Source organism: Pseudoalteromonas sp. SWXJZ10B, from assembly GCF_015864475.1.
GTDB lineage: Bacteria > Pseudomonadota > Gammaproteobacteria > Enterobacterales > Alteromonadaceae > Pseudoalteromonas > Pseudoalteromonas arctica.
Genome location: NZ_JADYXD010000007.1, coordinates 78,867 through 99,169 on the forward strand (window position 1 = coordinate 78,867; position 20,303 = coordinate 99,169).

18 protein-coding genes are annotated in these 20,303 nt (G+C 39.9%); 14 read left to right on the forward strand and 4 right to left on the reverse strand.

Annotated elements, in window-relative coordinates; genetic code table 11:
- The first annotated feature begins 2 nt into the window (after positions 1-2).
- The 4 genes from I6F54_RS08710 (at position 3) to I6F54_RS08725 (ending at position 3,963) form a co-directional block, all read left to right on the forward strand.
- Positions 3-1,142, forward strand: coding sequence for a murein hydrolase activator EnvC family protein (locus tag I6F54_RS08710; protein ID WP_197140915.1), 1,140 nt, complete (start codon positions 3-5; stop codon positions 1,140-1,142).
- Between the two features lie 34 nt (positions 1,143-1,176).
- The gene (locus tag I6F54_RS08715; protein ID WP_165741838.1) at positions 1,177-2,442 is read left to right on the forward strand and encodes a S41 family peptidase; all 1,266 of its coding nucleotides are present in this window, start codon (positions 1,177-1,179) and stop codon (positions 2,440-2,442) included.
- A 50-nt stretch (positions 2,443-2,492) separates the two neighbouring features.
- Complete coding sequence (locus I6F54_RS08720; protein ID WP_197140918.1) at positions 2,493-3,254, forward strand: divergent polysaccharide deacetylase family protein; 762 nt, start codon at positions 2,493-2,495, stop codon at positions 3,252-3,254.
- A gap of 145 nt (positions 3,255-3,399) precedes the next feature.
- Complete coding sequence (locus I6F54_RS08725; protein WP_165741842.1) at positions 3,400-3,963, forward strand: hypothetical protein; 564 nt, start codon at positions 3,400-3,402, stop codon at positions 3,961-3,963.
- Between the two features lie 97 nt (positions 3,964-4,060).
- Here I6F54_RS08725 and rpoH read toward each other — a convergent pair whose 3' ends face one another.
- From rpoH to ftsY, 4 genes are all read right to left on the reverse strand, one after another.
- Complete coding sequence (rpoH, locus tag I6F54_RS08730) at positions 4,061-4,924, reverse strand: RNA polymerase sigma factor RpoH (RefSeq protein ID WP_007582838.1); 864 nt, start codon at positions 4,922-4,924, stop codon at positions 4,061-4,063.
- A gap of 314 nt (positions 4,925-5,238) precedes the next feature.
- Positions 5,239-6,225, reverse strand: coding sequence for a permease-like cell division protein FtsX (gene ftsX / locus I6F54_RS08735; protein ID WP_165727133.1), 987 nt, complete (start codon positions 6,223-6,225; stop codon positions 5,239-5,241).
- On the reverse strand, positions 6,222-6,899 hold the full coding sequence (ftsE, locus tag I6F54_RS08740; RefSeq protein WP_007582842.1) for a cell division ATP-binding protein FtsE: 678 nt from the start codon (positions 6,897-6,899) through the stop codon (positions 6,222-6,224). The genes ftsX and ftsE overlap by 4 nt, the downstream gene beginning before the upstream one ends.
- An 87-nt stretch (positions 6,900-6,986) precedes the next feature.
- On the reverse strand, positions 6,987-9,188 hold the full coding sequence (gene ftsY, locus I6F54_RS08745) for a signal recognition particle-docking protein FtsY (protein ID WP_442960971.1): 2,202 nt from the start codon (positions 9,186-9,188) through the stop codon (positions 6,987-6,989).
- A 228-nt stretch (positions 9,189-9,416) separates the two neighbouring features.
- Here ftsY and rsmD point away from each other — a divergent pair, with 228 nt between their 5' ends.
- From rsmD to I6F54_RS08795, 10 genes are all read left to right on the forward strand, one after another.
- Positions 9,417-10,022, forward strand: a complete 606-nt coding sequence (gene rsmD / locus I6F54_RS08750; protein ID WP_166376409.1) for a 16S rRNA (guanine(966)-N(2))-methyltransferase RsmD — start codon at positions 9,417-9,419, stop codon at positions 10,020-10,022.
- 145 nt (positions 10,023-10,167) lie between these two features.
- Entirely contained in the window at positions 10,168-10,383 is a 216-nt protein-coding gene (gene rpsU / locus I6F54_RS08755; RefSeq protein WP_002957797.1) for a 30S ribosomal protein S21, read from the forward strand.
- A gap of 19 nt (positions 10,384-10,402) precedes the next feature.
- On the forward strand, positions 10,403-10,849 hold the full coding sequence (locus I6F54_RS08760; protein ID WP_024590610.1) for a GatB/YqeY domain-containing protein: 447 nt from the start codon (positions 10,403-10,405) through the stop codon (positions 10,847-10,849).
- A gap of 244 nt (positions 10,850-11,093) precedes the next feature.
- Positions 11,094-12,845 (forward strand): DNA primase, encoded by a 1,752-nt coding sequence (gene dnaG / locus I6F54_RS08765; protein WP_007586534.1) that lies wholly within the window; start codon positions 11,094-11,096, stop codon positions 12,843-12,845.
- A 390-nt stretch (positions 12,846-13,235) separates the two neighbouring features.
- A complete protein-coding gene (rpoD, locus tag I6F54_RS08770; RefSeq protein WP_007586533.1) occupies positions 13,236-15,083 on the forward strand; it encodes an RNA polymerase sigma factor RpoD in 1,848 nt (615 codons plus the stop codon).
- Positions 15,084-15,150: 67 nt separating this feature from the next.
- Positions 15,151-16,032, forward strand: a complete 882-nt coding sequence (gene prmA / locus I6F54_RS08775) for a 50S ribosomal protein L11 methyltransferase (RefSeq protein WP_010553367.1) — start codon at positions 15,151-15,153, stop codon at positions 16,030-16,032.
- Positions 16,033-16,313: 281 nt separating this feature from the next.
- Positions 16,314-17,285 (forward strand): tRNA dihydrouridine synthase DusB, encoded by a 972-nt coding sequence (gene dusB, locus I6F54_RS08780; protein ID WP_010553368.1) that lies wholly within the window; start codon positions 16,314-16,316, stop codon positions 17,283-17,285.
- 19 nt (positions 17,286-17,304) lie between these two features.
- Positions 17,305-17,595 (forward strand): DNA-binding transcriptional regulator Fis, encoded by a 291-nt coding sequence (gene fis, locus I6F54_RS08785; RefSeq protein ID WP_002957804.1) that lies wholly within the window; start codon positions 17,305-17,307, stop codon positions 17,593-17,595.
- Positions 17,596-17,786: 191 nt separating this feature from the next.
- On the forward strand, positions 17,787-19,373 hold the full coding sequence (gene purH / locus I6F54_RS08790; protein ID WP_197140921.1) for a bifunctional phosphoribosylaminoimidazolecarboxamide formyltransferase/IMP cyclohydrolase: 1,587 nt from the start codon (positions 17,787-17,789) through the stop codon (positions 19,371-19,373).
- Between the two features lie 106 nt (positions 19,374-19,479).
- Positions 19,480-20,301 (forward strand): class I SAM-dependent methyltransferase, encoded by an 822-nt coding sequence (locus I6F54_RS08795; RefSeq protein WP_007586523.1) that lies wholly within the window; start codon positions 19,480-19,482, stop codon positions 20,299-20,301.
- Positions 20,302-20,303: the final 2 nt, after the last annotated feature.

Below are 20,303 nucleotides of genomic sequence, written 5' to 3' on the forward strand. Positions count from 1 at the left end.
GCATGAATAGACGTATTAACCGGTTAATTAAGTGCGGTTTAATACTCACTTCATTAGTGACTGCATCTGCAGTTGCTAATGAAGATCGTACTAAAAAAGACTTATCAGAAGTTCAAAATGCACTTGAGCAAAGCCAAGCTGAGTATAACGCCCAAAGAAAAAAAATAGCGTCACTACAAAAAAACCTCAAAAGCCATGAACTCGATATAGCTAAAAATGCTAAAGCACTTAACATGGCAGAACAATCAGTAAGAGAAACAAAAACACAGCAAAAAGAGCTACAAAATAAAGCCGATGAGCTCGATAAAAAGCATACTCAGTTTCAAAAAGTCTTAGCCGCGCAGCTCAAAAGTGCCTACATGGCGGGTGGCGACGACTATTCTAAAATGCTGTTAAACCAAGAAGACACCGCAAAATTTGAGCGCACACTAAGTTATTACAACTACTTAAATAAAGCCCGTATTGAACAAATTGAAGATCTAAAAAACCTTCAACAACAAATAGCACAAAACCAAGAAGAACTTGTTAAAACTCAAGAAAAGCTAGAGCTTTTGTATGATGAGCAAAAAAGGCGCCAAACTGCATTGCTTAATGCGCAAAGTGAACGCCAAGCTAATCTTAAAAATTTACAAGCTCAGCTCAACAGCACCAAAAGCTCAATAAATTATTTAAAAGAAAACCAACAAACGTTAGTAACAACAATTGAAGAACTCGAAAAAGAAAAAACACAAAAAATTGAATTACTCGGCCTAAATAAAAGCAAGGGCAAATTAGATTGGCCGAGCAAAGGCAAGTTAGAGCACACATTCGGTCAACGTAAACATGGTGGTATTGATTGGAAAGGCGTATTAATTGGTGCAAAAGAAGGCACTAATATTAATAGTGTACATAATGGTCAAGTTGTATTCGCCGATTGGCTTAAGGGCTATGGCTGGGTAATTGTTGTAGACCATGGTGAAGGTTTTATGAGCCTATATGGTCATGCCCAAACACTGCTAAGAGATGTAGGCGACATGGTACGCGAAGGCGAAACCCTTGCTTTAGTTGGCCAAAGCGGCGGACAAGCTAGTTCTGGTCTATACTTTGAAATACGCCACAAAGGACGCGCAGTAAATCCTGTAAAATGGTGCAAACGCATTTAATTAAATAAATCGCTGCACCGCTCTGGAGCAGCTGATGACAACTAAAAAAACTGTAGTAACTACCATTGATCAAAAAAATACAGGCTTTTATATAAGTCTGTATTTGCTTGTATTACTAACCTTAATCGCTTTTTCTAGTAACGCACTAGCAAGCTCGATTAAAGATCTTAAAAGACAACAAATAGACGAAATACTCTTTAACATTCATGCCTACTATGTTGAAGATCTCACCTTACAAAATAGCCACCACATTAAATATAATAGCCAACAGTTTGAGCGTTTATATTCAAAGCTCGACTCTTACTCTAAGTACTTAAATGAGCACGAACTAACCTCATTATTTGATAACACAAATGGACGTTACACCGGTATCGGTATTGAGGTTAAAAATATCGACGAGAATATGACTATTGTTAATGTGGTTAATAACTCCCCCGCAAAAGCAGCGGGTATTTTGCCAGGCGATATTATTGTAAGTGTAAACAACCAAGCAGCCCAAAACCTTACAATCGATGAAGTAGCAACACTAATAAGAGACAGTAAATTTTCAAATATAGACCTAATTATAAGTCGTGATAACAATAAAAACCCACTCACGTTTCATGTAGCACGCCGCCAAATAAACCTCGAAAGCGTAACAAGCGAACTTCTAGATTTTGGTACTGGTTATATAGCTATCAATAACTTCTCTAACCACACATTACATGAGGTTGCTCTGCAAGTTGCTGCCCTGCAAAGCCACTTTGGTTACCCACTTAAAGGCTTAGTAATTGATTTACGTGATAACCCAGGGGGTACATTACAAAGCGCAGTAGCGGTATCAGACCTATTTTTACAAAGTGGCACTATAGTGACTACTAAAGGACGTTTTTACGATGCCAACCAAGCATTTTATGCAAAGCGTGGAGACATTCTAAAAAATGCCCCCATTGTTGTACTTATAAATGAAAACTCAGCCTCTGCAGCCGAAATACTTGCAGCAGCACTTAAAGATAATAAACGAGCAACCGTTGTTGGCAGTCAGTCTTTTGGGAAGGGTTCTGTACAATCGCTCATTCCGCTAGGTGACGGCAACACTGCATTAAAGCTCACTACTGCTAAATATTTTACGCCGCTAGGAAAGTCGATTGATGGGATAGGAATAACCCCCGATGTGGCTGTTAATCAAACAACCCTTTCACAAAGTAATAAAGCCGTTATAATAAAAAATGAACACGCTAACAGTAACGCGCAATTACTCTCGAGTAACTTAGCCGATTTACAGCTAGTTAAAGCAAAACAATTACTCAGCATGCAATAGCTTGTATAAGCTGTATAAATAAAGCTAAAAAGATAATAAAAACTATAAACGTGAAAATAATAAAATGGCTAATATTAGCTATTTGTTTTAGCTCAGCAACAATTAGCGCTAAGCAAATAGCAATAGTGATAGACGACATAGGCTATCATCAACGGGACTTAGAGTTCCTTTCCTTACCAGGGCAATTGTCATATTCAATTTTGCCCCATACCCCTTATTCGCAAATTTTTGCAACGCTTGCCAGTCAATCAAATAAAGAACTATTACTTCATGTACCTATGCAGGCTCTTAGTGGTAAAGAACTAGGACCTGGCGCGCTCACTTTAAATATGAATAAAGAGCAGCTTCAGCAAACTTTAGGAACAGCTCTCGCCAGTTTGCCGCAAGTTAAAGGCGTTAATAACCACATGGGCTCAGCACTTACGCAGCAAAGCCAAGCTATGAAGTGGACAATGGAAGTGCTTAAAAAGCGCCATTTATATTTTTTAGATAGCCGCACAACCGATTTAAGCCAAGCACAAAATGCTGCTAACTTTTTAGGTGTTGCCAATATTAGTCGCCAAGTGTTTTTAGATAATATAACTACACCAGAACAACTGCAGCTAAGGCTTGAAGAATTAAAACAACTAGCCACCATCCATAATTCTGCTATTGCAATTGCTCACCCCTACCCAGAAACAATCGAATTTTTACGTCATGCCTTACCCGAGCTAACTAAGCAAGGTTTTGAGCTCGTGCCGGTTTCGCAGCTGGTTGAGCGTAAATACATTCAGTTAGCGCAGGCTGAGGGTAAAGGGATTAGTGCTCGATGAGATGATGAGTGTCCAGACTTAGTCGTGAGGTATTTAAGTTAATATAATTTAAACTATTAAATGATATAATTATTCATAATAAAAACACTAGCTGCACCTCAGCTATTAAAGCTTGTAACCTCAAACCATAATTTAGGGATATCAATTGTTAAAAACAATTATTGCTGAAGCAAGGAATCAACCTATTTCATTTGTGGGCTCAATTGCGAGTATCATAGCAATAATAAATACCTTCTATGCAGTTCCTACTATTATTTTTGGATATAACTTAATACCCATTAGAATTAGTGTCGACTTGGTATTTGTTGCTTGTTTATTCTTCTTACTTGAAGGTTCACTTGCATCAGTATTTGGACGCATTTATATATACTTTTGTAGGAAAGGATCAGGCTACCCTCTTATGCTAATGTGCGTTAACGCCATTATTTCTGCAAGTGTTACTGGCTTTAATTGTATATGGATGTTTGTAAATACTGTTGAAAGCAATAACAAATATTCTGCATTTAGCTTTACAATGTTTATTGGTTACTTAATTTCTCTTTATTTCCTTCATTCTCACTGCCAAGCAGGGAAAACTAAAGATAACCTTCAGATAGACTGTGATAAGGATGAAATAGAAGAAAAATACACAAAGTGGTATTGGGTCTCATTTTTCCTCAATACATGTGCTTTCATATTTATCTTTATCTATTTAATTGATGGTATTTAAGGTTAATCTTCCCTTATTTTTTAGTTATTTGGTCTTCATAAAACAAAAAAGCCCCGCATTTTCATGCAGGGCTTTTAAATTTGCTGCTTGAGCAATATTAGCTCATAGCGCTTTGTAACTTTTTCATCGCTGTTTTTTCAAGCTGGCGAACACGTTCAGCAGATACACTGTACTTTTGTGCAAGCTCTTGAAGAGTCGCTTTATCATCCGACAACCAACGTGCGCTAACAATATCTTGTGAACGTTCGTCTAGTGTTTTAAGTGCGCTAAATAAACGAGTATGCGCTTGCTCTTTCCACTGTTCTTGTTCAACGTCGTCAGCTAAATCAGCTGCGCCATCTGTTAAATATTGTACTGGAGAGTACGTGCTTGTTGGTGCGTCGTCGTTATCGTCGCCCGTTAGGTCAAAGCCCATGTCTTGGCCGCTCATGCGCGATTCCATTTCACGTACTTCTTTTTCACTCACACCTAGCTCGCTAGCAACGGTACTAACCTCAGCTTGATTAAACCAACCTAAACGCTTTTTGTTTTTACGAAGATTAAAAAACAATTTACGTTGCGCTTTAGTGGTTGCAACTTTAACTATGCGCCAATTTTTAAGCACAAACTCGTGAATTTCGGCTTTAATCCAATGCACTGCAAACGATACTAAACGTACACCCACTGTAGGGTCAAAACGTTTAACCGCTTTCATCAGGCCTATATTACCTTCTTGAATAAGGTCAGCTTGTGGTAAGCCGTATCCCGAGTAGCCTTTAGCAATATGTGCTACAAAGCGTAAATGCGACATAATGAGTTGCTTGGCAGCACTAAGATCACCTTCTTCCTGAAGCTTTTTAGCAAGTTCTTGCTCTTGTTCAACTTTAAGCATAGGAATAGTGCTTACCGCTTGAAGGTAACCGTCCATGCTTGCGCTTTGTTGTCCGACTGTAAGTGCCATTGCGTATAAATCTTTACTCATTTTTCACCTCGGTGATAAACATTTGAAACTATCTTAGCACTCTTTCTTTAAGAGTGCTAACCCCAATTTAAAACTTTTTTAAAGTATAAATCAAGCAGTTTTTAGTATGTGTTTAGTCTACTACAAGCGACTGAATAAGTGATGAATTGAGGGGCTGCAGCAGGTTAACCTCGCTGCATCACCTTATTTACAACTCATTACTTCATGGGAGGATAGTACATAAATATGACAGTTTTAATAACAGGAGGTACAACCCAGTTCGGTACGATACGCATATCAAGCTGGGTTGGTTCACTTATAGTTTGCAGGATTGTTTATACTTTATCGGGTTCTATTTCTTTAATATATCGATTTACAGAAAGGTACGAGCCTACAAATCCTAAGCTTGTTGCAAGTAACACTAAAAAGCCGAGCTCATTAAGCGATAATCCAATTAACGAGAAGCTTGTTTGATACACCCCCGCTACACTACTCACAGCGCTTGAAAGCCACCACATCATTAATCCTACGCATATAAAGGCGAATAAACCACCTATTACACCATACCAAATACCGGTCCACAAAAATGGGGCATGTATAAAGGTGTTAGTTGCGCCGACTAGCTTCATTACTTGTATTTCTTCTTTTTTATCCATGATCGACAAACGGATGGTGTTACCAATAATAAGCGTCACTGAGGTAAGCAGTAATAATGCGATGGTTATTACACTTTCTTTCAGTAAATCTAGTAATGCATTTAAACGCTCTAGCCACGCTATATCGAGCTTACCAAAATCAACTTCACGTTCACTTTCTAATTTAGTTAGCAGTACTTTAGCGGCATTTGGGTGTCTGTGACGTTTTGTAGGAGTAACAAGTACCACATCAGGTAATGGGTTTTTATCTAAGTACTCTAAAGCTTGCCCAAAGCCAGATACGTCTTTAAATTCTGTTAGTGCTTTTTGCTTTGATATAAATTCAACGCTTTCCACTTCTGGATAAAGTGCTAAACGCTTTACTAATGTTTGCGTTTCTTGCTCGTTCATACTTTCTTTTACAAACAACGATATTTCACTCGCTTCTTCAAAACCACTACTTACTTGCTGTACGTTTTTAACAACGAGATAAAGTGTTGCAGGTAACGTTAGGCTCAAACCAAGTACAGCAATAGTCATCATAGATGCAAGCGGCGTACGCCACATTTCACCTAAGCTATGAACACCTTGGCGAAAAATATTAATAATGAAAAAATAGCTGCCAGCTAATACTGATTTTTTTTGCTTGTCGTTACTATTTTGACGACTTTTAAAAAGTAAACTCATAGTGCTCCCTCAGCGAGCGGATCTTGAAGCATGCGGCCATCTTTTAAGGTTAGACTGCGGTACTTCATACGTGCAACCAAACCTAAGTCATGCGTCGCTATAAGAACAGTGGTGCCGTGTTTATTAAAGTCCTCAAACAGCTTTAGGATTTCCATTGAAAGCTCAGGGTCTAGGTTACCTGTAGGCTCATCGGCTAACAGAATTGGCGGGGAATTTACGATTGCTCTGGCAATACCAACACGTTGCTGCTCGCCTCCAGAGAGCATAGACGGATGACATTTTATTTTGTCTATCAGGCCTACTTTATCAAGCGCACCATGAACACGTTTAGCTATTTGCTTATGGTGAGTACCCTCAATAATAAGAGGCAGTGCCACGTTATCAAAAATAGTATAGCGCTCTAGTAAACGGTGGTTTTGAAAAATAATACCTATATCACGGCGAGCATAAGGAATTTGACGCGAGTTTACTTTATTTAAATCAACACCGTTGATAAATACACTGCCTGCCGATGGACGTTCCATTAAGCTAATTAACTTAAGCAACGTACTTTTACCCGCACCACTGTGGCCGGTTAAAAAGGCAAGTTCACCCGGTTTAACATGAAAATTAACTTTTTCGAGGGCGCGGTGCCCTCCAGGATAAGTCTTACTTACTTGCTGAAAATTTATCATTTTTTTATTATGCCAATTCAATTAGTTTACTAATAAAATTGGTATTCCTCGCAATTAAAAAGGGAGCAAGCTCCCTCTTTTGGTAAATTAAACGTCGTCCTCATCTTGGCTAAATAACGCATCAATAAAGTCATCGCTTTTAAAAGCGCGTAAATCATCAATACCTTCACCAACACCAATGTAACGAATTGGAATATTAAACTTATCTGCAACCGCAAAAATAACACCACCCTTTGCAGTTCCATCAAGTTTTGAAAGCGTAATACCAGTTAAGCCAACGCATTGATTAAATAAGTTCACTTGGCTAATTGCATTTTGACCTGTGCCAGCATCAATGGTTAGCATCACTTCGTGCGGCGCATCAGGATCAATTTTTTTCATAACACGAGCTATTTTTTCAAGCTCCTGCATTAAGTTATCTTTATTTTGCAAGCGACCCGCTGTATCTGCAATTAACACATCTATATTACGTGCTTTTGCAGCTTGGAATGCATCAAAAACAACCGATGCACTATCTGCACCCGTATGCTGTGCAATAACAGGAATGCTGTTACGTTCACCCCAAACCTGAAGTTGCTCAACAGCAGCCGCTCTAAACGTATCGCCAGCAGCCAGCATAACCGACTTACCTTCGCTTTGAAATTGCTTAGCCATCTTACCAATAGTCGTTGTTTTACCAACGCCATTTACGCCCACCATTAAAATAACAAATGGCTTTTTATCTTTGGTAATTACTAAAGGCTGTTCAGCCGTTTTTAGCATCGCCGCCATTTCTTGTTTCATTAACTCATAAAGCGCATCACCATCTTTTAACTGCTTACGGTTTGCAGCATCAGTTAAGCTATCAATCAACTTCATGGTGGTATCAACGCCTAAATCGGCGGTGAGCAGCTGTGTTTCAAGATCTTCAAATAATTCGTCATCTATTTTTTTACCACTAAAAATAGATGCAAAACCAGAACCTATATTAACGCGAGTTTTTAACAAGCCCTTTTTAAGACGAGAGAAAAACCCTTCTTTTTTCGGCTTTTCTGCTTTTTTAGCTTCTTCTATTGCAAGTTCTTCTGCAATGCGTTCTTGCTCTAAACGCTCATTTTCTGCTTTTTCAGCAGTAATGCGCTCTTGCTCTAAACGCTCGTTTTCTGCTTTTTCCGCTGCAATGCGCTCTTGCTCTAAACGTTCGTTTTCTGCTTTTTCTAAAGCAATGCGCTCTTGCTCTAAACGTTCATTTTCTGCTTTTTCAGCTGCAATGCGCTCTTGTTGTAAACGCTCGTTTTCTGCTTTTTCAGCCGCAATGCGCTCTTGCTCTAAACGCTCATTTTCTACTTTTTCAGCAGTAATGCGTTCTTGCTCTAAACGCTCACTCTGAGTTTTTTCAGCCGCAATACGTTCTTGTTCTAAACGCTCGTTCTGAGCTTTCTCAGCAGTAATACGTTCTTGTTCTAAGCGCTCGCTTTCTGCTTTATCAGCAGCAATGCGTTCTTGCTCTAAACGCATTTGCGCTTCTTGTTCTGCTAAACGTTTTGCTTGATCTTGTCTTTGTGCTTCAGCATCTGCTTGTTCTTTTGCTAATAACTCAGCATTCGCTTGCTCTATTGCAAGCTTTTCAGCCTTTACAGCTTCATCCTTTTTTTCAAGGCGTATTTGCTCTAGTCGCTCAGCCTCTATTTTTTCTGCAGCCAATCGCTCTTGCTCTAACAGCATCTGCGTTTCTTGATCGGCTAAACGTTGTGCGTGTTCTTGTCTTTGCGCTTCTGCATCAGCTTGTTGTTTTGCAAGTAATTCAGCATTGGCCTGCTCAATGGCAATCTTTTCTGCGTTTTCAGCACGCTCTTGCTCTAAACGTTTTGCTTCAATTTGTTCAGAAGCAATACGCTCCAGCTCTAAGCGCTCTGTTTCGGCTTCTGCTTTTAAACGTTCAGCTTCAGCTTGCTCCTGTGCTAGCTTTTCTTGCTCTGAACGTTTAGCTTCAATTTTTTCAGCAGCAATACGCTCCTGCTCTAAGCGCTCTGTTTCGGCCTCTGCTTTTAAACGTTCAGCTTCAGCTTGCTCCTGTGCTAGCTTTTCTTGCTCTAAACGTTTAGCTTCAATTTGTTCAGCAGCAATACGCTCCTGCTCTAAGCGCTCTGCTTCGGCTTCTGCTTGTAAGCGTTCAGTTTCAGCCTGCTGCGCAAGCTTTTCTTGCTCTAGCTTCTGCGCTTCTTCTTGCGCTAATGCTTGTTGTTTATCAGCGGCTGCTTTTTGCTCTGCTTCTTTTTTATCTGACTTGCCAAAACCGAGCCACGACATGAATTTACTTTTTTTTGTCATACTTGCTAATAACCACTTATAAAAATCTGATAAACTAAAATTTGAAATAGCTTGGCAATGCCCAGCAATAGTTGCTAATAAATACAACCATTCAAAACGTAAGTGTTCAATAGTAACACTTTTAATACGGTTGAAAAATGAAGCTACACGTAATCACCCATAATATTATCTGAGCTAGATACCATATACCATTTTTTAGTGAGCTAAATGAGAAAAAAAACAACGCAAAATAAAGCTACTAACAAGCCCAGTGATGGCTTTATTAGAGTGATTAGTGGCCAATTTCGAGGCCGAAAACTCCCTGTTAAAAATGTAGAAGGCTTAAGACCTACTACCGATCGAATTAAAGAAACTGTATTTAATTGGCTAATGCAAGATACGCGTGACACAAATGTACTTGATTGTTTTGCAGGTTCTGGTGGGTTAGGATTTGAAGCGCTATCTCGATTTGCTAAAAACGCCACATTTATCGAGCTCGACTCGTCAGCTGCCAAGCAATTAGAACAAAACATTAGCACTTTAAAGCTCGACAACGCATACGTTAAACATACTAATTCACTCTCCTTTTTAGAGCAAAAAAACACAAACGAAGCGTTTAATCTTGTATTTGTTGACCCACCATTTCGTAAAGATTTAGCGCAAACAACCTGCGATTTATTAGAAAAAAACCAATGGTTAAGCGATGATGCATTAATTTATGTTGAAGTAGAAACAGAGTTAACCACCTTCAAGAACCCGAGCAACTGGTTGTTAATTAAAGAAAAAAAGGCAGGCCAAGTGTTTTGCAAACTCTACCAGCGCCAATCAAATTAATACTGTTTTACATGATGCGTTTCTGTTAATATTGTCCTTTACATGTGGTGTTGCTTCGGATTACAATACCGCACCATTTTTGAACCACTTGATCAATGTTTGATCAACTTGAGCAACGCTCATAATTTAGGTAGGTGAATTTTTAATGCCAGTAATTAAAGTAAGAGAGAACGAACCGTTTGACGTAGCACTTCGTCGCTTCAAGCGTTCATGTGAAAAAGCAGGAATCCTTTCAGAAGTTCGTCGTCGCGAGCACTATGAAAAACCAACAGCTGAGCGTAAGCGTAAAAAAGCTGCTGCAGTAAAACGTCACATGAAAAAACTTTCTCGTGATAACGCACGTCGCGTTAAATTATACTAATATATTAGGTCTTGTATAAATGAGCCTTTTAATAACGCTAAAAGATGCGCAAAAAGATGCGATGAGAGCTAAAGACAAATTACGTCTTAACCCTATTCGTATGGTACTTGCTGCAATCAAGCAACGTGAAATTGACGAGCGTATAGAACTAGACGACGCAGGTATTACCTCCGTTATAGTGAAGCTTGTTAAACAACGTCGTGACTCTTACACTCAGTACAAAGATGCTGGGCGTGATGATTTAGCTGATATTGAAGCCAATGAAATAGTGGCACTTGAAACTTTCTTACCTCAAAAATTGAGTGAAGAAGAAATCATTGCTCTCATTGATGCGGCTATTGCTGATACTAACGCAGCAGGTATGCAAGACATGGGTAAAGTAATGGGTATAATCAAAAGCAAAGCCGAAGGTCGTGCCGATATGGGCAAAATCTCTGGTTTAATTAAGCAACGATTAACTGCCTAATACTCCCACATACATTAAAGTATGATTGAAGTGAACCGAGCCTTGCGCTCGGTTTCTTTGTTTTTAACTTTGATAAAAAGTACACCTACTAGGTTACTTTAAAATGAAATTTTTTATAGCTTCCCTATTTATTTTGCTATCATTTTGGTAAGTTAAAGCACGCTATACTTTGCATCAAGCAAGTATAAAAAAGTAAATTTCATATTCGTTATTCTTCTTATTATTTCAGGACTGTATTTTACTAATGGCTGGAAAGATCCCACGTAACTTTATAGACGATTTACTTGCCAGAACCGATATTGTCGACCTGATAGACTCAAAAGTAGGTCTAAAAAAAGCAGGTAAGGATTATCAAGCTTGCTGCCCATTTCATAACGAAAAATCGCCCTCATTTACCGTATCGCAAGACAAACAGTTTTATCATTGCTTTGGTTGTGGTGCTAATGGTAATGCTATTTCGTTTGTAATGGAGTATGAAAAGCTTGAGTTTGTAGATGCTATTGAAGAAATAGCAAGCATGCTTAACTTAGAAGTACCTCGAGAACAGGGCACAAACTCAGCACCAGAACGTACTGCTGCGCAAAAGCGCTCTGATTACGATTTAATGCTTCATACTGCGCGCTTTTATCAGCACCAATTAAAACACCACAGTAATTCTGCCGCCGTTATTGAATATGTAAAAGGCCGTGGTTTAAGTGGTGAAACAGTTAAAAAGTTTATGATTGGCTACGCTCCCAGCGAATGGGATGGATTATGTCTTCAGCTTGGCCGTAATAAAGAACAAAAAGAGCAATTAGTTGAATTAAAGCTAGCTTCAGAAAAAACACCAGGCAGACAATTTGATTTTTTCCGCGACCGATTAATGTTTCCTATTCGCGATAAACGCGGACGCGTTATTGCATTTGGTGGGCGTGTAATGCAAGCCGACCAAGGGCCAAAATATTTAAATTCGCCAGAGACCCGAATTTTTCATAAAGGCTTTGAGCTATACGGACTTTATGAAGCAAAGCAAGCCCATAAAAAACTTGAGCATGTAATGGTTGTGGAAGGTTACATGGATGTTGTTGCCCTAGCCGAGCAAGGGATTGAATATGCCGTTGCATCACTAGGTACCGCAACAACAAGCGAGCACATGCATACGCTGTTTAGAACAACAGATAAAGTAATCTGTTGTTACGATGGCGACAGAGCTGGCCGTGATGCAGCTTGGAGAGCGCTTGAAAACGCACTTCCTTATTTAAATGATGGTAAAGCACTGCAATTTACTTTTTTACCCGATGGCGAAGACCCAGACTCTCTTGTACAAAAAGAAGGTAAGGAGCAATTCGAATTGCGCCTAAGCCAAGCAGATGACTTTACCAAGGTATTGTTTAATAAATTAAGCCAAGAAGTTGATTTAACACTCGACTCAGGAAAAGCTAAATTACTCAGTGCAGCACTTCCATTAATTGAAAAAATCCCAAGTGAATTTTATCAAGAAAACATTCTTGAACAATTAGGGCGTTTAATCGGAAGAACACGTGAGCAATTAAATAACCGTTTGAAAACACCAAAGCAACAGCATTCGATTGAACGTAAGTTTAAAATAACACCAATGCGTCAAGCGATTGGTATTTTAATTCAACACCCTAACTTAGCTAAAAATGTGCCATATTTACCTGAACTCGCACAAATGAATATTGCTGGTATAGGGCTATTATTACGCTTACAAGAGCAAGCTTTAGAAAAAGAAAGCATTACCACAGCGCAACTACTCGAATTTTTTAGAGGAACTGAAGATTACGAGCCCTTAATCAAGCTTGCAACGTGGCAACACGACATAAATGAAGAGCGTTTAGAGACGGTTTTTAAAAATACTTTCAAGTTTATTGAAGATCAGTGTTTAAATTATCGACTCGAGACCCTATTAATAAAGGACAAGACTCAAGGCCTTAGTAGCGACGAAAGACTTGAGTGTCATTTGTTAATGACAGCGTTAAAAGCCACTAACAGTTAGGGTCTGTTTATCTTTCGAGGTTAAGTTTACAGCAGTGTGTTTGGTATTTAGACAAGGCAGAGCCTATGTAGTGTGGTTATTCCACATAAATAGGCGATAACGCAGCATAAATGCCGAACACGCGCTGCCCTTTGGGTTCGTCCCAAGGGAGGTTTACTCTTTGTTGCCCGGTTTTGACTTAGCCCACTAGGTTACAAACCTGGCGCCGCGATTAAACCACCCTTGGATAGAACAAACTTTAATCCTGAAAGGCCAACAGACCCTAGTCAAAATTGATTTAAACTGTTATACTGTGCTATTCACTGCGTCACATTATTCTAGTTGGCTTTAATGCAAACTACATGATGGCGCCTGTTGTATCAACTTATCAGAGTGGAAGAAACAATCTCTATGGATCCAACTCCTCAGTCACAATTAAAACTTCTGATTCAAAAAGGTAAAGAGCAAGGCTACTTAACTTTTGCAGAAGTAAATGATCACCTTCCACAAGACATTATAGACTCAGATCAAGTAGAAGATATCATAAGCATGATTAATGATATGGGTATCAAGGTTAGCGAAAACGCGCCTGATGCTGATGAATTAATGATGCAAGAAACAACGACAGACGAAGACGCAGCTGAAGCTGCCGCTGCAGCCCTTGCGACTGTAGAAAAAGAAATCGGCCGTACAACGGATCCGGTTCGCATGTACATGCGTGAAATGGGTACTGTTGAACTTCTTACACGTGAAGGCGAAATTGTAATCGCTAAACGTATCGAAGAAGGCATTAACCAAGTACAGATTTCTGTTGCAGAGTACCCTGAAGCAATCACTTACCTGCTAGAGCAGTGGGATAAGTTTGAAGCTGAAGAAATGCGTTTAAGCGATATCATCGTTGGATTTATCGATCCTAATGAAGATACAGCGCCAATTTCAGCAACTAATATCGGTTCAGAATTAAGTGCTAAGCAACTTGATGACGATAAAGATGACAAAGATGATGCTGATAGCGATGACGAAGATGAAGAAGAAGTAGACACAGGGCCAGATCCTGAAGAAGCGCGCATTCATTTTGAAAATTTACGTGATTTATACAATAAAGCACGTGATACGTTTGAAGCTAAAGGTCGTTCGCATCCTGAATCACAAGCCGCCATTTTTGAAATTGGTGAGCTTTTCAGAACCTTTAAATTAATACCTAAACAGTTTGACCGCATGGTAAATAACATGCGTGAAATGATGGATCGTGTTCGCGTTCAAGAACGTCTAATCATGAAACAAGCTGTACAAATTGCTAAATTACCGAAGAAAACATTCGTTAAGCATTTTGCTAATAACGAAACTGACGCTTCATGGGTTGATTTAGAAATTTCAGGTAACGAAAAATACTCAGCTAAACTTGAAGAAGTTAAGCCAGAAATCATTCGTAGCATTAATAAACTATCTGTTATTGAACAAACAACAGGTTTAAGCATTGAGCGTATTAAAGACATTAACCGTCGAATGAGCATTGGTGAAGCGAAAGCACGCCGTGCGAAAAAAGAAATGGTTGAAGCTAACTTACGTCTTGTAATCTCAATTGCTAAAAAATATACAAACCGTGGCTTACAATTCTTGGATTTAATTCAAGAAGGTAACATTGGTCTGATGAAAGCAGTTGATAAGTTTGAATATCGCCGTGGTTATAAGTTCTCTACTTATGCTACGTGGTGGATACGTCAAGCAATCACTCGCTCTATTGCTGACCAAGCAAGAACAATCCGTATTCCAGTACATATGATTGAAACGATTAATAAACTTAACCGTATTTCTCGTCAAATGTTACAAGAAATGGGTCGTGAGCCAAATCCAGAAGAATTAGCAGAACGCATGATGATGCCTGAGGATAAAATCCGTAAGGTACTTAAGATTGCTAAAGAGCCAATTTCAATGGAAACACCAATCGGTGATGATGAAGATTCTCACTTAGGTGACTTTATCGAAGATACAACTATTGATTCGCCAATCGATTCGGCAACAATGGAGTCTCTTCGTGGCGCAACTAACGATGTACTTGCAGGCCTAACAGCCCGTGAAGCTAAAGTACTACGTATGCGTTTTGGTATTGATATGAATACCGACCACACCTTAGAAGAAGTAGGTAAACAGTTTGACGTAACACGTGAACGTATTCGTCAAATAGAAGCGAAAGCGCTGCGTAAATTACGCCACCCTTCTCGCTCAGATTTACTGAAAAGCTTTTTAGACGCTAAATAATTTAGCGCTACTATATAAACTAAAAAGGCCGCTATAGCGGCCTTTTTTCTATTTGAAGGAAATAATCATGGCTTGGATCCAAATTCGTATTAACGCCAATGCTGCAACAGCAGATGCAGTAAGTGACCTATTAATGGAAGCGGGTAGTGCTTCAGTAACCTTTATTGACGCAAAAGACACCCCTATTTACGAACCCAAAATTGGCACCGTTGTATTTTGGGCTGATACAACAGTAATTGGCTTGTTTGAAGCTAATCACGATATGAATGAAGTCGTTGCGTTATTGAAACGCCATGATGAACTAAAAGACAATTTAGTATACAAAATAGAGCAGCTTGAGGATAAAGACTGGGAACGTGAATGGATGGATAACTTCCACCCTATTCAATTTGGTGAAAGGCTATGGATTTGTCCAAGCTGGCGCGACATTCCAGATCCTGATGCAGTAAATGTACTGCTTGACCCTGGCCTTGCTTTTGGTACGGGCACACATGCAACAACGGCCTTATGTCTTAAGTGGTTAGAAAGCCAAGATCTAACAGGTAAAACGGTTGTTGATTTTGGTTGTGGCTCAGGCATTTTAGGTATTGCAGCTATAAAACTAGGCGCAGAGCGCATGATTGGGATTGATATTGATCCTCAAGCGCTTGAGGCAAGCCTCGATAATGCTAACCGTAATGGCGTTGCAGACAAACTCGAAGTATACCTTCCAGAAAACCAACCTGAGTTTACCGCCGACATAGTAGTGGCAAATATATTAGCCCAGCCACTTCGCGAATTGCACAGTGTAATTTTAGGTTTACTAAAGCCTGGTGGAAAAATTGCCATGTCGGGTATTTTAGAAGAACAAGCACAATCAGTTGCTGATATTTATGCACCATTTATTGAACTAGATGACATTGCCGTTGAAGGTGATTGGACTCGAGTAAGTGGCACTAAAAAAGCGTAATAAACTGCATAACCAAATTTAGAGCATTAACTCAAAACCTGCATGTAAAGCCTGTATTTAACAGGCTTTACTATTTTTTTACATATTAAAAGTTTTCTGATTATTGTGTAAAAAATAAAACTTGTATAAATTTCAAACAAATCAACCTACTTGTCATGTGGTTATCAAATGTCAATACGAAAAGGGCAAAAAAAAGTTACTTTTGTTCAATTTATAGCCTTTGATTTTTGTGAAAAAAACCGTAAACTTAGCGCCCCTTGAAAAGAGGCCTATTGAATATAGTGCGTATCGGTAAATACCAACTTGAGAATAATGTAATTGTCGCGCCAATGGCTGGCATTACAGACAGACCATTTAGACAACTTTGCCGTCGTTTAGGCGCAGGGCTAGCTGTTTCTGAAATGCTATCGTCTAATCCTAAGGTTTGGAAAACGGAAAAGTCGATGAACCGTATGGATCACAGCGGTGAGTCGGGTATACGCGCTGTGCAAATTGCAGGAGCAGATCCTGAGCTTATGGCGCAGGCCGCACAATTCAATGTTGCTAACGGTGCACAGATCATAGATATCAATATGGGGTGCCCAGCAAAAAAAGTGAACAAGAAACTCGCAGGCTCTGCCTTATTACAGTTTCCTGAACTTGTGGAAGAGATTATTGATGCAGTCGTTAATGCTGTTGATATACCTGTGACACTTAAAATCCGTACAGGATGGGATCCGGATAACCGTAATGGTGTAGAGATTGCGAGAATAGCTGAACGTTATGGCATTGCATCACTTGCTGTACATGGGCGTACGCGCGCATGTATGTACAAAGGTGATGCTGAGTACGCCACGATTAGGGATATAAAACGTTCAGTGTCGATTCCTGTTGTTGCCAATGGTGATATTACATCACCAGAAAAAGCAAAACAGGTTTTAGACTATACGGGTGCAGATGCCATTATGATTGGCCGAGCCGCCCAAGGTCGCCCTTGGATATTTAGGGAGATAGACCACTATTTGCGAACTGGGGAACACTTACAGCCGCCTGCTATTGCAGAGGTGCGCAGTATTTTAATGGAGCATTTAACAAACCTCCATCTGTTTTACGGTGAGCCAATGGGAGCGCGAATTGCTCGCAAACATGTATCTTGGTATTTGCAAACCCATGACAGTGATGGTCAGTTTAGGCGAGTATTTAATGCGCTCGACAACCCACAAGCACAGGTCGTCGCATTAGAGCAATACTTTAAAACACTAGCAGCTAACTAAGAAAGAAAGAGACTTAATAATGTTCGAACAAAACGTGACTTCTCCATTTATCACTAACCCTCATGTTCAGTCACACGAGAAACCGCAGCCATTGCGTGATGCAGTAAAAAAAGCTGTTCACCACTATTTAAAGCAGCTTAACGGTCAAGATGTGCAAGACGTTTACGACCTTGTTCTTTCAGAGCTAGAAGCGCCATTACTTGAAGAAGTGATGACATATACACGTGGTAACCAAACTCGTGCAGCAATTTTACTAGGTATCAACCGTGGTACTTTACGTAAAAAGCTTAAAAAATACGGCATGAACTAATATGCTGGCTGTGATTTATCACAGCTAATTATTAAAAAAGCACCCTAGGGTGCTTTTTTTATGCCCGTAGTTTAATAGCCGAGTTGCAAAATGCTCACCCTCATCGGCGCTTTATAAGTCGTTTTTTGAGTTGTAATCAGTTAAAATGCCCGCTTCTAAGCTAGCTCATTAACTGAGGAAATCAAACTACAATGGATACTCATCGTCCCATTCGTCGCGCACTATTAAGTGTGTCTGATAAAACCGGTATTGTTGAATTTGCCCGCGCACTAGAAGCGCAAGGCGTTGATATATTATCAACTGGCGGTACATGTAAACTACTTGCTGATAACGGCATAAAAGTGACTGAAGTATCAGATCACACAGGCCACCCTGAAATCATGGATGGTCGCGTAAAAACTCTTCACCCAAAAATTCACGGCGGCATATTAGCCCGTCGCGGACAAGATGAAAGCGTAATGGCAGATAACAACATTTCTGCTATCGACATAGTTGTAGTTAACTTATACCCCTTTGCGAATACAGTCGCTCAAGAAAACTGCAGCCTTGAAGATGCTATTGAAAATATTGATATTGGCGGCCCTACAATGGTTCGTGCAGCCGCTAAAAACCACAAAGACGTAACAATCGTGGTAAACGCGAGTGACTACGACCGTGTTATTAGTGAAATGCAAAACAATAATGGCTCTACTACATATAAAACACGTTTTGACTTAGCGATTGCAGCTTACGAGCACACTGCCGCATACGATGGCATGATTGCTAACTACTTCGGTAAAATGGTTCCTGATTACACCGAGGAAGCTGCTGTAGAGACTAAATTCCCACGTACTATCAATATGCAGTTCACTAAAAAGCAAGATATGCGTTACGGTGAAAACTCACATCAAGATGCTGCTTTTTATGTTGAAAGTGACATTGCTGAAGCATCAGTTGCAACAGCAACTCAGCTGCAAGGTAAAGCACTGTCATTTAATAATATTGCAGATACCGATGCAGCACTTGAATGTGTTAAAGAATTTGACGTACCTGCGTGCGTAATTGTAAAACATGCTAACCCGTGTGGTGTTTCAATTGGGGACAATATTCTACAAGCATACGAGCGCGCTTTTAAAACAGACCCTACATCAGCATTTGGTGGCATTATTGCCTTTAACCGAGAGCTAGATGCAGCAACTGCACAAGCAATTGTTGATCTTCAGTTTGTTGAAGTAATTATCGCACCTAGTATTTCGAGCGACGCTGCAAAAATTGTTGAAGCTAAAAAGAACGTTCGTTTATTAGAATGTGGACAGTGGACAGGTAAAGCAGCTGGCCAAGATATTAAACGCGTTAACGGCGGTATTTTAGTTCAAGACCGCGATTTAGGCATGGTAACGCAAGGCGACTTAAAAGTTGTTTCTAAACGTCAACCTACAGAGCAAGAACTTAAAGATTTACTGTTTTGCTGGAAAGTCGCTAAGTTTGTTAAATCAAACGCAATTGTTTATGCCCGTGACGGTATGACCATTGGTGTAGGCGCAGGCCAAATGAGCCGCGTATACTCAGCTAAAATTGCAGGCATAAAAGCTGCAGACGAAAACCTTGAAGTTAAAGGTTCAGTTATGGCGTCTGATGCGTTCTTCCCATTCCGTGATGGCATTGACGCAGCAGCAGCCGCTGGCATTACTGCGGTAATTCAGCCAGGTGGCTCAATGCGTGATGAAGAAGTGATTGCAGCTGCTGATGAAGCTGGCATGGCAATGGTACTTACTGGTATGCGCCATTTCCGCCACTAATCACACAAAGGGTTAAACGTTGGTTTAACCCTTTTTGTTTGCTATAAATTCACGTATTCTGATTATTCAATAACCTATTTAAAATTATAATGTGAAGGAACAAACAATGAAATTTGCGCTAAAATCGCTACTTGTAGCCACACTAACGATGACATCGACTATGGCGCTTAGCCATAACCACGAATCGAGCCTTGAGCATGCACTTCAATCAAGCGAACGTAGCGCTAAAAACAGCGTTCGTGACGAATATCGTCACCCGGCTCAAACACTTGCATTTTTTGGCTTTAAACCAACTATGACGGTTGTTGAAATTGCGCCAGGCGGTGGTTGGTATAGTGAAATTTTAGCGCCAGCACTAAAAGAGCAAGGCACTTATTATGCCGCGCACTTTCCTGCTGATTCATCAGTTGGCTACTACCAACGCTCTCTTGCGGGCTTTAAACAAAAAGTAGCTGAAGATGAGCGCTTTAGTAGCGTTAAAATTACTGAGTTTGCACCTGTAACACATTTAGATATTGCGCCAGCTGGCAGTGCCGATATGGTTTTAACTTTTCGTAATGTGCATAACTGGTATATGGGCAAAGATAAAAGCGGTGCATTAAGTGCATTCCAAGCTTTTTATAAAGCCCTTAAACCAGGTGGTACATTAGGTTTAGTTGAACACCGTTTAGCTGAAGAACGTGCTGACGAAGATCAAAAAACATCAGGTTATATGAAGCAGAGCTACGTAGTAGACCTTGCTAAACAAGCTGGGTTTGAATTAGTAGCAAGCAGTGAAATAAATGCAAATCCAAAAGATACAGCCGATCACCCTAAAGGTGTATGGACGCTACCACCAAGCTTAAGACTCGGCGAACAAGATGCTGACAAATATAAAGCCATTGGTGAAAGCGACCGCATGACGCTGAAATTTAAGAAACCGCTTTAAAT